The organism is Gelidibacter sp. (assembly GCF_035515035.1).
In the GTDB taxonomy this organism is placed as follows: Bacteria; Bacteroidota; Bacteroidia; order Flavobacteriales; family Flavobacteriaceae; genus Gelidibacter.
Genome location: NZ_DATJCA010000093.1, coordinates 34860 through 49477, shown reverse-complemented (window position 1 = coordinate 49477; position 14618 = coordinate 34860). Strand labels below are relative to the sequence as shown.

15 protein-coding genes are annotated in these 14618 nt (G+C 37.1%); 9 read left to right on the top strand and 6 right to left on the bottom strand.

Annotation, left to right across the window (positions count from 1 at the left end; genetic code table 11):
- From VLZ86_RS07430 to VLZ86_RS07395, 8 genes are all read left to right on the top strand, one after another.
- The coding region (locus VLZ86_RS07430) for a helicase HerA-like domain-containing protein (RefSeq protein ID WP_325449995.1) at positions 1-1245 on the top strand (1245 nt) is incomplete at its 5' end.
- Between the two features lie 51 nt (positions 1246-1296).
- Positions 1297-1851, top strand: coding sequence for a hypothetical protein (locus VLZ86_RS07425; protein WP_325449994.1), 555 nt, complete (start codon positions 1297-1299; stop codon positions 1849-1851).
- Between the two features lie 17 nt (positions 1852-1868).
- Complete coding sequence (locus VLZ86_RS07420; protein ID WP_325449993.1) at positions 1869-2840, top strand: YitT family protein; 972 nt, start codon at positions 1869-1871, stop codon at positions 2838-2840.
- Positions 2841-3017: 177 nt separating this feature from the next.
- Positions 3018-3386 (top strand): cupin domain-containing protein, encoded by a 369-nt coding sequence (locus tag VLZ86_RS07415; protein WP_325449992.1) that lies wholly within the window; start codon positions 3018-3020, stop codon positions 3384-3386.
- A gap of 18 nt (positions 3387-3404) precedes the next feature.
- Positions 3405-4232 carry an alpha/beta hydrolase gene (locus VLZ86_RS07410; RefSeq protein WP_325449991.1) on the top strand — a complete coding sequence of 276 codons (828 nt, stop codon included), beginning with the start codon at positions 3405-3407 and terminating at the stop codon, positions 4230-4232.
- An 18-nt stretch (positions 4233-4250) separates the two neighbouring features.
- Positions 4251-5030 (top strand): 23S rRNA pseudouridine(2604) synthase RluF, encoded by a 780-nt coding sequence (gene rluF, locus VLZ86_RS07405; RefSeq protein WP_325449990.1) that lies wholly within the window; start codon positions 4251-4253, stop codon positions 5028-5030.
- Positions 5031-5079: 49 nt separating this feature from the next.
- Complete coding sequence (locus VLZ86_RS07400) at positions 5080-5265, top strand: hypothetical protein (protein ID WP_325449989.1); 186 nt, start codon at positions 5080-5082, stop codon at positions 5263-5265.
- Between the two features lie 3 nt (positions 5266-5268).
- Positions 5269-5694: a VOC family protein gene (locus VLZ86_RS07395; protein ID WP_325449988.1), complete on the top strand. Its 426-nt coding sequence runs from the start codon at positions 5269-5271 to the stop codon at positions 5692-5694.
- 10 nt (positions 5695-5704) lie between these two features.
- Here VLZ86_RS07395 and VLZ86_RS07390 read toward each other — a convergent pair whose 3' ends face one another.
- The 6 genes from VLZ86_RS07390 to VLZ86_RS07365 form a co-directional block, all read right to left on the bottom strand.
- Positions 5705-6439, bottom strand: a complete 735-nt coding sequence (locus tag VLZ86_RS07390) for a TIGR02206 family membrane protein (RefSeq protein WP_325449987.1) — start codon at positions 6437-6439, stop codon at positions 5705-5707.
- Between the two features lie 25 nt (positions 6440-6464).
- On the bottom strand, positions 6465-7340 hold the full coding sequence (locus VLZ86_RS07385) for a bifunctional 5,10-methylenetetrahydrofolate dehydrogenase/5,10-methenyltetrahydrofolate cyclohydrolase (protein WP_325449986.1): 876 nt from the start codon (positions 7338-7340) through the stop codon (positions 6465-6467).
- A 112-nt stretch (positions 7341-7452) separates the two neighbouring features.
- On the bottom strand, positions 7453-7770 hold the full coding sequence (locus VLZ86_RS07380) for a four helix bundle protein (RefSeq protein ID WP_325449985.1): 318 nt from the start codon (positions 7768-7770) through the stop codon (positions 7453-7455).
- A 63-nt stretch (positions 7771-7833) separates the two neighbouring features.
- Entirely contained in the window at positions 7834-9162 is a 1329-nt protein-coding gene (gene ffh / locus VLZ86_RS07375; RefSeq protein WP_325449984.1) for a signal recognition particle protein, read from the bottom strand.
- A gap of 235 nt (positions 9163-9397) precedes the next feature.
- On the bottom strand, positions 9398-11176 hold the full coding sequence (argS, locus tag VLZ86_RS07370; RefSeq protein WP_325449983.1) for an arginine--tRNA ligase: 1779 nt from the start codon (positions 11174-11176) through the stop codon (positions 9398-9400).
- A 577-nt stretch (positions 11177-11753) separates the two neighbouring features.
- On the bottom strand, positions 11754-11960 hold the full coding sequence (locus VLZ86_RS07365; RefSeq protein ID WP_325449982.1) for a hypothetical protein: 207 nt from the start codon (positions 11958-11960) through the stop codon (positions 11754-11756).
- A gap of 419 nt (positions 11961-12379) precedes the next feature.
- Here VLZ86_RS07365 and VLZ86_RS07360 point away from each other — a divergent pair, with 419 nt between their 5' ends.
- Entirely contained in the window at positions 12380-14443 is a 2064-nt protein-coding gene (locus VLZ86_RS07360) for a tetratricopeptide repeat-containing sensor histidine kinase (RefSeq protein ID WP_325449981.1), read from the top strand.
- Positions 14444-14618 lie beyond the last annotated feature (175 nt).

The following is a 14618-nucleotide window of genomic DNA, read 5'->3' as shown; positions in this document are numbered from 1 at the left end:
ATTGATGAACGTCACACCAAAATCGGCATCCCATTTGAAGCAAAGGGATTTCCGGTTGAGATTTTAACCTTATCGGAACAAGATGGCGTGCGACTGAGAGCAACGGTAAGCGAATTTGGCCCCGTACTTTTGTCGCGAATTTTGGATTTAACCGAAACGCAATCCGGAATTGTATCCGTGATTTTTAAATACTGTGATGATCACAAAATGCCCCTTTTGGACATCAAGGATTTTAAAAAGATCTTACAATATGCAACCCAAGAAGGGAAAAATGAATTTGAAGCAGAATACGGTCGGATTTCAACTGCCTCCACGGGTGCCATTCTTAGAAAGCTGGTAGAATTGGAACAGCAAGGTGCCGATTTATTTTTTGGTGAAACCTCCTTCGAGGTGGACGACTTGCTAAGGGTGGACGAAAATGGCAGGGGCTATATCAACATTCTACGACTGACGGATATACAAGACCGTCCAAAACTGTTTTCCACATTCATGTTGACGCTATTGGCTGAAATCTATTCCACTTTCCCAGAAAGAGGTGATACTGACCGTCCCGAATTGGTGTTGTTCATAGAGGAAGCCCATCTCATTTTTAACGAAGCATCAAAGGCACTTTTGAACCAAATTGAAAGTATTGTAAAGTTGATTCGGAGTAAAGGGGTTGGGATTTATTTTGTTACCCAAAATCCGACTGATGTTCCAGAGGCCGTCCTCAGCCAATTAGGATTGAAAGTTCAACATGCCTTACGCGCGTTTACCGCCAAAGACCGAAAAGCCATCAAATTAGCCGCGCAAAATTATCCGGACAGCATTTATTATGACACCGCAAGTATTTTGACTTCTTTAGGAACTGGTGAAGCTTTGGTAAGTGCTTTGGATGAAAAAGGCCGACCTACACCTCTGGCCGCCACTATGATGCGTGCACCTATGAGCCGAATGGATATTCTTAGCGACGCCGAATTGTCAAACTTACTGTCAAAATCAAAACTGATCAAAAAATACAATGAGACGATTGACAGGGACAGTGCTTATGAAATACTGAATAGAAAGATTGAAAGAGCACAAGCTGAGGAGGAAAAGGAAAAGGCAAAAAAAGAATTGGAAGATTTAAAGAAAGCACAATCCAAACAGCGCACCACGACCACACGTCGCAGTTCGGCAATGAACCCTATTGTAAAAGTGCTCACCAGTGCTACATTTATAAGAAGTGTTTTTGGCATCCTCTCAAAAGCCATGAAAAAGAAATAAAAAAAATAGCCATTAACCAATTATTTACTGATAACATAATCACCATTAAAAATGCAGAAAACTTTTATTTACATTGCCCTATTTTCAATTTTATTGACCAGTTGTGGAAAGGATCAAGATCCTTTTTTAATTCAAAAGCATAATATCGGAAACTTGACGGATTCTACTCAGGTCAAAGATTTAAAAATGGTTTTTGAAAAGGATTCCGTTGCCGACTATATTGGGAAAGATGAGTTTACGAGAAATATCAATTCTATAGAAGTTTATGATAAGGATGGGATTGCATTGCTGAGTATTTCGCCACAAAAAAGAGCAGATTCAACAGCTGTGATCAACAGTGTTCGGATACTGGACCCGCGCTATAAAACTGAAAAAGGCATTTCAACCCTCAGCACCTTCAAGGATATCCAAAATGCCTACCAAATTTCAAAAATTGACAACCTCATCAACTCCATTGTTGTGAGTGTTAAAGATATTAATGCCTCTTTCACCATTGATAAAAAAGAGTTGCCATCCAATTTACGCTTTGATAGAAGTTTATCGATTGAAGCTTCGCAGATTCCAGATAATGCAAAAGTAAAATACTTTTTCATCCACTGGAACTAAACCAAAAAACCTAAAAGATGAGTTCATTTTTCTCGAAATTATTAGTTACAATTGCTCGAAAAAAACTTGAGTATGAACATTCATCTGCAAAAATCAACAACCGACAAGTAATTCCTTTAGCGCGACAGATTCGAGTAGAAATCAAGCACTTTATCAAGGATTACACTTATGTACTGATTGGCGTATTTTCAGCCGGTTTCGGCTTAAAAGGATTCTTATTGCCTAACCGGTTTATTGATGGGGGCGCCACAGGTATTTCACTTCTCTTAGAGAACATCACTCAAATTGACTTGAGTTTTCTATTGATTTTAGTCAACATCCCATTTTTAATACTTGCAGCAAAAACATTCAGTGTGAAATTTGCGGTAAGGAGTATAATTACCATTGCCATATTAGCGTTGGTAGTGCACTATGTGGAGTATCCAACCATCACTGAAGACCGCTTACTAATAGCGGTGTTTGGAGGGTTCTTTCTCGGATTGGGAATAGGTATGGCAATGCGTGGAGGAAGTGTTATTGATGGCACTGAAGTATTGGCCATTTGGCTCAGCAAAAAACTGTCAATTACCATTGGCGACGTATTACTTTTGATCAATATTGTTATCTTCTCGTTTGGTGCTTATATTTTATCAATAGAAATTGCACTCTATGCGATTTTAACCTATTTATCTGCAGCAAAAACAGTTGATTTTGTTGTGGATGGTGTTGAAGAATATGTAGGGGTCACAATTATTTCAGAGAAGCACCAAGAACTGAGAAAAATGATTGTTGAAAAATTGAGACGCGCCTGCACCATTTATGCTGGAAAAGGAGGTTACGGAGGAAATGGCGAAAGCTACGATAAAGACATTATTTATACGGTCGTAACCAGGCTCGAACTGGCAAAACTGCATACAGAAATAGATAAAATTGATGAGAAAGCATTTATAATTATGGGCCTTGTAAAGGACATTAGAGGCGGTATGATAAAGAAGAAACCTTTGAAGTGAGTAGGAAACAGTGAGTGATATTTTCGGATTAACGACTCGCCCGAATGTACAATTTCCTGCCCCAATGAATTCGTCATGGCGGGCGATATAGGCGGGTTAATTATTAACGCTTGAAAACTGACTGAGGATTTACGGAATTAAGAAATTGAAATTTGGATATTTAAACTTTGAACTATTATGGCAAATAAACCCTATACAATACAAACGTCTCCATTTGTGGTACCAACAACCGATGGAAAAATAATTAAGGAACATTTTGGACGGGCTACAGATGGCAATTCCCAGTTAAGTGTGGCACACATGATCGCACCTGCTGGCTGGAGTGAACCGTTTCAAACACCGGAATTTGATGAATACACATTTATCATAAGTGGTAAAAAACAATTTATCATTGGGGAGGAAACCGTAATTTTATCCGCAGGTGAGTCTATAAAAATAGAAAAGAACACACGTGTTCAGTATTCAAATCCCTACACAGAACCTTGTGTATATCTTGCTATTTGCCTTCCAGCATTCTCAATGGATCTTGTGAACAGAGAGCCTTAACCCCATATCTAAATCTTCATGAAGGAAGTTCTTATTAAATTAATTGGGTCGTATTATAATATGCTGAGCTATGTTTCAAAACCATATGCTGCAGATAAGGCCATGTACTTGTTTACCACACCCCGAGCAGGAAGAATAAACGAGGAACAATCTGATTTTTTACATACCGCCTACCAAGAAGAACTTAAATATAAACACTATAACATTATGACCTATAGATGGTTGGGAAAAAAGCAAACCATTCTATTGACCCATGGTTGGGAAAGCAATTCTGCCCGATGGAAAAAACTGATCTTAGACCTTAAAAAAAAAGGTTTTAATGTCATTGCCCTTGATGCACCTGCCCATGGAAAATCTGGAGGTATCGCATTTGACGCCATGTTATATGCTGAATTTATTAATGTGGTTGCCAAAAGATTCTCTCCAGACATTATTATCGGTCATTCTGTAGGCGGGATGGCCTCCGCTTATTTTCAGCATAAATATCAATTTGTCAATTTAAAGAAGCTCATTTTACTGGGTTCACCTTCTGAATTTCAGGATGTCATGAAACGCTATACAGACATGTTAGGTTATAATGATCGGATCGTTTCGCAATTGGAACAGACGATAATTGATCGCTTCGGAAGTCCGTCGGACACGTTGTCCACTGCTAAGTTTCTTGCAACGATTGAATCTGAGGGTTTGATTATTCATGATCAAGACGACCATATAATTCCTTATAACGACGCCCTACTCATAAAAAATAGTTTTAAAAATAGTCAGCTCATTACCACTAAAGGTTTAGGCCATTCTTTACTTGATCCTTCTGTTGCCGAACATATTTACGCGTTTATTGAAGCCTAAAACCATTATCTTTGTACTATGGAAGAGAATCTTAAACGTATCAACAAATTTTTAAGTGAAGTAGGCTATTGCTCACGCAGGGAAGCCGACAAACTCATTGAAGCAGGTCGCGTGACCATCAACGGAAAAGTTCCTGAAATGGGAACAAAAATATCGAAAGATGATGTCGTTCACGTGGATGGAAAACCGATTAAGGATACTAATGAAGGTTTTGTTTATTTAGCCTTTAATAAACCCATTGGCATTGTATGCACCACAGATACACGTGTGGAAAAAGATAATATCATTGACTATATCAACTATCACAAACGAATTTTTCCAATTGGACGGTTGGACAAACCTAGTGAAGGCCTGATCTTACTTACCGATGATGGCGATATTGTCAACAAAATATTGCGAGCTGGTTATAATAATGAAAAGGAATATCTTGTCACGGTCAATAAACCTATATCGCAAACATTTATCGAGCGCATGTCCAATGGCGTACCTATTTTAGATACCATTTCCAAAAAATGTACGGTTGAAAAATTGGGCACCAACGAATTCCGAATTATTCTTACGCAAGGTTTGAATAGACAAATCCGTAGAATGTGTGAGTACTTGGATTATGAAGTAGAAACTTTAAAACGCATCCGGATCATGAACATAAAATTGGATATTCCAGTGGGCACCTATCGGGAATTGACTAGTGAAGAATTTAAGGAGATGAATGCACTTTTGGATAGTTCGGCAAAACAGATGTCAAAAGAAAAAAAGATGCCCCACGCCAAACCCAACCCACGAAGAAAAAGCAACTAAAATAAATTCTCGATAATTATAACACGTACAACATCTTAAATAAAAATATATGATTAGAATCTTAGCCTTAATCTTGACCATTGGAGGAATGATTGCCCTAATATTGGGTGTTTTGGGCATCTTCGGAAATAACTTTACCTCATTAAGCCCTTGGGCATTGACTATTTTGGGAGGTGTTTTTTTTATAGCTGGTGTTTCCATGTTAAAGTATAGAAAAGACGAACCAACAAATTAGTTCATGACTACCGCACTTTCTCCATTTCATATTGCCATTCCCGTACATAATCTTGAGGAATGCAGAATTTTTTATCGGGATGTTTTAAATTGTGAAGAAGGCAGAAGCTCAGACCATTGGGTGGACTTTAATTTCTTTGGCCATCAATTGGTCATTCATTACAAACCAAAAGCCATAGAAGATTCACACCATAACAGCGTGGACGGGAAAAATGTTCCGGTACCACATTATGGAGTTGTATTGCCATGGCATTCGTTTCAGGAATTTGCAAAGGATCTATCCGCAAAAGGTATTGTATTTGTCATAGAACCTTACATACGCTTTGAAGGTCAAGTAGGAGAACAGGCTACTATGTTTTTCATGGATCCGTCTGGGAATGCTTTAGAATTTAAAGCCTTTAAGGATATGGACCAATTATTCGCCAAATAATTCAAGTTTCCTATTGACTATTTCGCTTCCCTTTCATTTGAAATAAATAAAACGGAACGTAGATGATTAAAAAATAGGGCACTAAAATAAGTTCTACAACGATAATATAATACGGCCATTCCCCAAGGTAATCCAATAACGAGGAGGATTTCGGTTTTTCACTAAGATAAAAGTAGTTGGCGCTCAACAGATAGTTAACCGCTAGGACCATAATAAAATACAGTTGTAATGCGAAAAATGATTTGAATACACTGCTGAAATTGGGAGTCATTTTAAAGATAACAGTAGCATAACTTATAACTAACAATAGCCCCAAATGAACCACCCAATATCTGACATAATCAAAAGTTGGAAAACCTGATGCAATATCAGGAGTTATTACAGCTTGTAGGGTACCAGCGATAATCCAAAATACCAAGATTTCGTACATCCAAAATTTACGATAAAACGTAAACACAGGGATTAAAATAGCCAATAGACTACATAGGTATAAGGGTAAATCTTTTTGGATATTATAGTCTTCAAATATCAATTTATGAAGATGAAAACTTAGAACAGTCAATGAGATACCAATGGCAATGAAATGAATCAACCGGTATTGGCTATTTGCATTTAGATTTCTCTTGGCAAAACCTATGGCCACAAGCCCCAATAAAATTCCGATAAGAATAGGAACAATATGCTCCAGGCTCCCCATCTTTACACGCTGAATTATTAAGGGCACTAATGAATATAAAATGTGCATAATGCCCTTTATTTTTTATTGAAGTTTACATTTGACGTTCTCTTGCCAATAGTGTGTTTTTAAGTAACATGGCAATCGTCATTGGACCTACACCACCTGGAACTGGTGTTATATAGCTCGCTTTTTTACTTACATTTTCAAAATCGACATCCCCAGTAATACGATAACCTTTTTCGGTTGAATCATCAGGAACACGGGTGATTCCAACGTCAATAATAACCGCATCATCTTTTACCATTTCGGCTTTTAAGAAATTCGGCACCCCAAGAGCCGAAATAATAATGTCGGCTTGAGAAGTGATTTGTGTGATGTTTTTGGTGTGGCTATGTGTTAAAGTAACCGTAGAATTTCCTGGAAACCCTTTTCTTCCCATTAAAATACTCATTGGTCTTCCTACAATGTGACTTCTACCAATAACCACGGTATGTTTTCCTTGAGTATCCACCCCGTATCTATCTAAGAGTTCTAATATCCCAAATGGTGTTGCAGGTATAAAAGTAGACATATCTAGTGCCATTTTACCAAAGTTCATCGGGTGAAAACCATCCACATCCTTATCTGGGTTTACAGCTAAAAGTACTTTTTGCGTATCAATCTGCTTTGGTAACGGCAGTTGAATGATAAACCCATCAATATCTGGATTTTCATTCAATTCCTTAATCTTATCCAATAATTCAACTTGGCTGGTGGTATTGGAAAGACGCACCATGGTGGATTCAAATCCTACACGTTCGCACGCTTTTACCTTACTGGCCACATAAGTCAGACTTGCGCCATCGTTACCTACAATAATTGCAGCGAGGTGAGGCACTTTTTCGCCATTGGCTTTCATTTTCTTTACCTGTTCCGCAATTTCATTCTTAATGTCATTGCTTACTTTTTTTCCGTCGAGTAGAATCATTATTATTTATTAGTTTTCAGTCGCAGTCGTAGTTTTCAGTTTAATTTTGACAAAAATATTACTCTGGCTTATCTCCGAATTTATCTGAATTATTGATCATAAAATTTATTAGTTATCCAATTTCTAAAGATTTGATGTTTAAATCCTGAAATGTAGAATCATCTATATATTTGCAAGCCAAAGCAAATTCCAACCATGTGAAAGTTTCAGAATTTTCTGCATCTGCATCGGTAAGCTTACTTACAAAATGTCCCGGATACAATCGCTTTCTATAGGATTCAGAAATGTGAGCAAAGACTGAACAAAAACTTCTTCTTATTTGACTAATTAACGAATAAGTTTCCTCTTTTGGAAAACTTTTAGAGACTTCAAAAATATCCATAGACAAATCAAATGACTTTTGATACGCTAACAACTTCTTGAAATCCATATCGCAATTGTTTATTAATTATTTTAAAAACTAGCACTGTAACTGAACACTGGAGACTGAACACTACTTCATCCCCTTCATCGCTTGCATGATGGCTTTTCCTTTTCCACCTTGCATCATCTTCATCATCTTGCTCATTTGGTCGAATTGCTTTAAAAGCTGATTGACTTCTTGCACCGAAGTTCCTGAGCCTTTTCCAATACGTTTCTTTCTACTGGCATTAATAACTGATGGGTTTGTTCTTTCTAATGGTGTCATGGAATGGATAATGGCCTCTATACCTTTAAAAGCATCATCGTCAATGTCAACATCTTTCATCATTTTTCCAGCTCCAGGAATCATCCCGATCAGGTCCTTCATATTCCCCATCTTTTTGATTTGCTGAATCTGTTTCAAGAAATCATCAAAACCAAATTGATTTTTAGCAATTTTTTTCTGAATTTTTCGCGCTTCCTCTTCATCAAACTGCTCTTGGGCACGTTCAACAAGAGACACGACATCCCCCATGCCCAAAATACGATCGGCCATACGTGATGGATAGAACACGTCAATGGCTTCCATTTTTTCACCCGTACCAATAAACTTGATGGGTTTATTAACTACAGATTTTATGGAAATGGCCGCACCCCCACGAGTGTCACCATCTAACTTAGTAAGAATAACACCGTCAAAATTCAAGACATCGTTAAAGGCTTTCGCCGTATTGACCGCATCTTGACCGGTCATGGCATCTACCACAAATAAAATTTCTTGTGGCTGAATGGCATCACGGATATTAGAGATTTCCGTCATCATCGCTTCATCAACAGCCAAACGTCCAGCGGTATCTATAATGACCACATTATGACCGTTTGCTTTTGCATGGGCAATACCTGCCTTCGCAATGGCTACAGGATCGGTGTTTTCTTTGTCGCTATAAACCTCAACATTAATCTGATCTCCAACAACATGGAGTTGATCAACCGCAGCAGGACGATAAACATCACAGGCTACCAATAAAGGTTTCTTTGTTTTTTTGTTTTTAAGATAGTTGGCAAGTTTCCCGGAAAAAGTGGTTTTTCCAGAACCTTGTAAACCAGACATCAAAATTATGCTCGGATTGCCTGAAAGGTTGATATCTTCAACATCACCACCCATTAGTTCAGTCAGCTCATCCTTGACCAACTTGACCATCAATTGGCCAGGTTGCAAAGTGGTCAACACGTTTTGACCCAATGCTTTTTCCTTAACCGTATTGGTGAATTCTTTGGCAATTTTAAAGTTGACATCGGCATCCAACAAGGCTCTACGCACCTCTTTTAAGGTTTCAGCAACGTTGACTTCCGTAATGCTTCCATGTCCTTTGAGGACGTGTAGGGCCTTATCTAACTTTTCACTTAAATTATTAAACATATGTCTTCAGTCTTCTGTTTGCAGTATTAAAAACTACAAGAATTAATTTTTGAGTTGCAAATTTACATATTTGATGTCTATTTATAAAACCTAAGGGCTTAATAAATATCATCCTGGGAAGCTTATCAGATATTGAACTTCAGATCCAGCTAAAAAGTGGATTTTCCCATATCTATCTAGACAGCCCTCAAAACTGCATGCGCTTCGCTTCTATGTTTTGGGTTTCACTAATATATTACATCCGTTCCGGCACATGAATACCCAATAAACCAAATGCATTTTTTATGGTCACCGCCACTTTATTTGACAACGCTACCCTAAAGGCTTTTCCGTTATCATTTTCAGCGCCAAGAATGGACACATTTTGATAAAAAGAATTGAATTCCTTAACCAAATCGTAAGTGTAATTGGCCACCAATGCTGGACTATGATTCTCTGCCGCATTTTGAATGACTTCAGGAAACAATAACAATTGCTTGATCAATTCCTTTTCCTTCTCGTGCAGTGAAATATATTGCATGTCAATAACAGTCGTTAAATCCGATTTTCTTAATATGGATTGGATTCTGGCGTAAGTGTATTGGATAAACGGACCTGTATTGCCTTGAAAATCGATAGATTCCTTCGGATCGAAAAGAATGCGCTTTCTTGGATCGACCTTTAAAATATAATATTTTAATGCCCCCAAACCGATGGATTGATAAAGTTTTTCCTTTTCAGATTTAGAATAGCCTTCCAATTTGCCCAATTCTTCAGAGATTTCCTCAGCAGTTTGTGCCATCTCAACAATCAAATCATCAGCATCTACTACGGTCCCTTCTCTACTCTTCATTTTACCAGAAGGCAAATCGACCATCCCATAACTTAAATGGAATAGATTTTTAGCCCATTCAAACCCGAGTTTCTTAATGATCAAAAACAAGACCTGAAAATGATATTCCTGTTCGTTACCAACGGTATAAACCATGCCACCAACATCAGGAAAATCTTTAACACGTTGTATAGCGGTACCAATATCTTGAGTCATGTAAACTGCGGTGCCGTCCGAACGGAGTACAATCTTTTCATCCAAGCCATCTTCGGTTAAATCGCACCAAACAGAGCCATCTTCTTTTTTGAAAAACACTCCGGATTTTAAACCTTCGGCTACAAATTCCTTTCCTAAAAGATAGGTTTGGCTTTCATAATAAAGTTTATCAAAATCAACGCCCAAATTCTTATAAGTTTCATCAAAACCTTTATAAACCCAGCCGTTCATTTTTTCCCAAAGTGCAACTATTTCTGTATCACCGGCTTCCCATTTTTGGAGCATCTCTTGTGCGTCTATTATGATGGGAGCCTGTTTCTTGGCATCTTCTTCCGATTTCCCTTGAGTCATCAACTCTTGGATTTGCTTTTTGTATTCTTGATCAAATTTCACGTAGTAGTTTCCTACCAACTTATCACCTTTTAATCCAGTAGATTCCGGCGTCTCACCATTTCCAAAACGCTGCCAAGCCAACATGCTCTTACAAATATGAATTCCTCGGTCATTAATAATTTGTGTTTTATAAACTTTTTTCCCGGATGCCTTCAAAATTTCAGCAACACTATAGCCCAATAAATTATTTCTGATATGTCCCAAGTGCAAAGGCTTATTGGTATTTGGTGAAGAATACTCCACCATAACGGCCTTTTCATTTGGATTGGAAGCAACAAATCCGTAGTCTTTCTTATCTTTTATGGATTGAAAAATATCAAGGTAATGAGCGTCTTCAATTTCAATATTTAAAAATCCTTTGACAACGTTGAAAGATTTTACCTCATCGATTTTCTCCAAAACATAGTCGCCAATTTGCTCACCTATCTGTACCGGATTTCCTTTTATCACGCGCAACATTGGAAAAATTACCACGGTGACATCGCCAACAAACTCTTTGCGGGTTGATTGCAGTTCTACGGACTCTAAGGTCGCGCCAAAAATGTCCTCTACTGCTTTTTTTACTTGATGTGATAAGGTTTCCTGAAGATTCATCTGCTATTCAATTTAAGTTTGCAAAGATAGCGTTTTAATTAATTTTTTTTTAATGCAAAAGCTGTATTGTTATTGAAAAATAATAAGTGCATAAATCGATTAAAATAATAGATGGCTTAACTCTTTTGGATTTGATTAATTTTGAAGCTGAGAACATCTCACGATAAACAGATTCCACATTCTGAGTCACCTATGTCTTATCACAGGATACGGGGATTTCAATACACTTCCTATAATATAAAGCTGATAGAACCTCAACTTTATAAAGTTAGAGATTTATCATTTCAATTGGAATTGCAATCATATCCTGTGGATTATAAAGATGAAAACGGCAAGTCAATCACCCTTTTGGATTATATTTCCAAAAATCGAACGCATCTCGTCCTTCTAAAATTAGGCACACGCCACAAAACGGTCAGAATCCCATGAATTGGCTTTTGATATGGGGCATTGGATTGCCTTTAATGCTAATGAAAACACCTCAACAAATGGCAGTGCTTGGGAAAACCAATCTATATTTGATTTTAACCGTAAAGCTCTGCCAGATTATGACGTTTTTAAAAATAAGTAGACTCTGTTACACTTTCTTACCTCCAAGAAATCCCAATACCAAAGCTACTAACCCTAGGCCAATGGTCATATAAGCATCTGTGTTATCCTGAACATCAATACTTAAATCACCAATCCCAATAGAAGCTTCTGGAGCAATTAAGGTGTAAATACCGTATACCAGTAGGACCGCACCTACGATCATCAAAATTGTTTTAATTGTTTTATTCATCATCTCGACTCGTTAATTTCATGGAAGGTAATCAATATGCATTTCAATTTTTAAAAAATGTATGTACTAATGAATTGGAAAGCTTAATTACAACCAACTTTCTACTAATCACGCCTGTGCATTTCATCGATAAAAGTGTCGTTTTCCTAAGATATTGACCATTCAACCGATATCCGAATATTTTAAAAAATACGCCACGTCACTTCATCTAATTTATTGGTATTAAAACCCAAAAATTAGATTATTAAAACCCTTTTATCCATTTTTGACGAAGCTATTAATCAAGGTCCCAAAAACGTTGATTCATAATATTTAAGAATCCTTAACAGCATTGTTATTGTATTTTGTGAACGTGCCTATCCTCTCCCTCAAGGCAAGCTCAAATCACATCAACATTACAATTTATAACTAATTGCAAGAAAATGAAACGGTTAATTTCCTTAGCTGCCTTTTTTGCTATCTTATCAGGTTATGCCCAAACCAAAGAGATAGACAGTCTTGCTATACAATTAGCTTTTCAAAAACAGGATTCCTCTAAGGTTGATACCTCAATACACCTCATCAAAGCGCTTTACAAAGCACAAGATTATCAAAAGGCACTCTCATATATTGCAGAAACGGAGCAGCTTTCAATAGCAATTAACTACACTAAAGGTATCGCTGCAGCAAACTATTTTAAAGCCCTTATTTATGCCGATAAGAACGACTACTTCAATGCTATTGACCATTTTAATAAATCCAAACAAATATATACTGAACTCAATGACGCTTTAGGAATTGCTAAAGTGAGCAACAGTATTGGACTTATAGAGATAAAAAGGGGAAATTATAAAACGGGATTGTTGAATTCTCTATCGGCCATTAGAATATTTGAAGAACAAAACCTGCACGAAGATCTTAGTTTGGCCTATAACAATTTGGCGAAAGCGTATTTCAATACAAATCAAATTGACAAATCGCTTGAATTTAACTTGAAAGCTTTAAACGTTAGGGAGCGCTTACAGGATAGCGCCGGAATCAAAACATCTACAAAGAATATTGCTTTATTATATTCAAAACGCAAAGAACACCGAAAGGCAATTGAATATTATGACGCCGTTTTAGCGATGCTCAATCCTGAAACCGACCAATTGTTGAGGGGTGAAATATTACCTCGTATTGGTGAAGAATACCTTAAGTTTAAAGATTATGACAAGGCGGCTAGCTACCTTGTTGAAGGCCTTAAATTCAATCGAAAAATAAATGATAAAGAAGGGATCTTAAGAGCTCTGAACTCGATTGGTCATCTTAATCTTCAACAAAAAAACACCCGACTTGCAGAAAGCCAGATCTACGAAGCCCATGACTTGGCAAAAGGGGTTGGAAACAACGAAGAACTCCTTAAAAACTATAAGCTTTTAATGGCTTTGGATTCTACCAAAGGAAAATTTCAAAGTGCCTACCGCTGGCAAAGAGAATATTTTAGTTTAAAACAGACCTTAGATCAAGAAAACAAACCTCAATTGCCGGTAAACACGGAATCTATTGAAGAAATTCTTGAAAATGAATCCACTGGTGAGAATGTTCCTGCCTCAACAAACATTGAAACGGTAAACAATAAAGATCAGGTCAATAATTTAAAGCTCCTTTCTTACGGCTTGATTGTCGCTTTTCTAATCGTGTCGACATTTTTGCTTTTAATTTATTTGAAAAGAAAAAGCACCATTAAATATACGCAGGAACTTGAAGAAAAGAATGAGCAGATCCAACTTCAAAATGAAGCTATTATGGAACAAAAACTCCACTTGGAAGAAATCAATGATGTAAAGGACCGATTGTTCAGTATAGTTTCACACGATTTAAAAGACTCCATCTCCTCCATCAAAGCGTTTTTAGATTTACTTAAAGAAGACAGTATCAGTAGAGAGGAGTTTAATGAGTTGATCCCAGAATTGAGTGAAAATGCAGATAATGCGTCCTTATTATTATTCAATCTTCTGAATTGGTCCAAATCGCAAATGCAAAATTTAGAACCAAATCCTGAGCTTTTCAACATTCAAGAGGTCTTTCACAGCAAAATCAGTTTGGTAGAACAAAAAATGGAGCAAAAAAGAATTGTCCTTATAGATGAATCTCAACGTGATTTTATTTATGCGGATCGAAGTATGGTGGAAATAATAATTCAAAACTTACTTACCAATGCGGTGAAATTTAGTCGTGTAGGAGATATTATTACCATTTCAAACAAAGAACACAATGGAAAATCCTTGATTTGTGTGGAAGATACCGGCGTTGGAATTCCTAAGGACAACCTGAAAAAACTTTTTCAAAATAATAACTTCACTACCGTTGGCACCAAAAATGAGAAAGGAACGGGCTTGGGCTTGACGATTTGTAAAGAATTGGTAGAACTTAATCAAGGTCGTATTTGGGTAGAAAGTACGCTTAATGTGGGCACAAAATTCTATGTGGAACTTCCAAAGGTAAAAACGGAAGAAGAAAATTAAGGAAGGTTTTGGGTTTCTGGTTTGGAGTTTCGAATTTCGAGTGGCTAGTTTCAACCTCAACCCCAAACTTGGCTCCATCTTAGAAGGACGATAAATATGACCTGAGCTCTTCCCGCATAACTTTGCGTTCCTCGCGGTTAAAGTTTCAAATTCAACTTCAATTTCAACTTCAATT

Excerpts from the sequence above, each read along its gene's own strand:
- VLZ86_RS07425 (WP_325449994.1), top strand. The coding sequence starts at position 1,297 with ATGCAGAAAACTTTTATTTACATTGCCCTATTTTCAATTTTATTGACC.
- VLZ86_RS07420 (WP_325449993.1), top strand. The coding sequence starts at position 1,869 with ATGAGTTCATTTTTCTCGAAATTATTAGTTACAATTGCTCGAAAAAAA.
- VLZ86_RS07415 (WP_325449992.1), top strand. The coding sequence starts at position 3,018 with ATGGCAAATAAACCCTATACAATACAAACGTCTCCATTTGTGGTACCA.
- VLZ86_RS07410 (WP_325449991.1), top strand. The coding sequence starts at position 3,405 with ATGAAGGAAGTTCTTATTAAATTAATTGGGTCGTATTATAATATGCTG.
- rluF (WP_325449990.1), top strand. The coding sequence starts at position 4,251 with ATGGAAGAGAATCTTAAACGTATCAACAAATTTTTAAGTGAAGTAGGC.
- VLZ86_RS07400 (WP_325449989.1), top strand. The coding sequence starts at position 5,080 with ATGATTAGAATCTTAGCCTTAATCTTGACCATTGGAGGAATGATTGCC.
- VLZ86_RS07395 (WP_325449988.1), top strand. The coding sequence starts at position 5,269 with ATGACTACCGCACTTTCTCCATTTCATATTGCCATTCCCGTACATAAT.
- VLZ86_RS07390 (WP_325449987.1), bottom strand. The coding sequence starts at position 6,439 with ATGCACATTTTATATTCATTAGTGCCCTTAATAATTCAGCGTGTAAAG.
- VLZ86_RS07385 (WP_325449986.1), bottom strand. The coding sequence starts at position 7,340 with ATGATTCTACTCGACGGAAAAAAAGTAAGCAATGACATTAAGAATGAA.
- VLZ86_RS07380 (WP_325449985.1), bottom strand. The coding sequence starts at position 7,770 with ATGGATTTCAAGAAGTTGTTAGCGTATCAAAAGTCATTTGATTTGTCT.
- ffh (WP_325449984.1), bottom strand. The coding sequence starts at position 9,162 with ATGTTTAATAATTTAAGTGAAAAGTTAGATAAGGCCCTACACGTCCTC.
- argS (WP_325449983.1), bottom strand. The coding sequence starts at position 11,176 with ATGAATCTTCAGGAAACCTTATCACATCAAGTAAAAAAAGCAGTAGAG.
- VLZ86_RS07365 (WP_325449982.1), bottom strand. The coding sequence starts at position 11,960 with ATGATGAATAAAACAATTAAAACAATTTTGATGATCGTAGGTGCGGTC.
- VLZ86_RS07360 (WP_325449981.1), top strand. The coding sequence starts at position 12,380 with ATGAAACGGTTAATTTCCTTAGCTGCCTTTTTTGCTATCTTATCAGGT.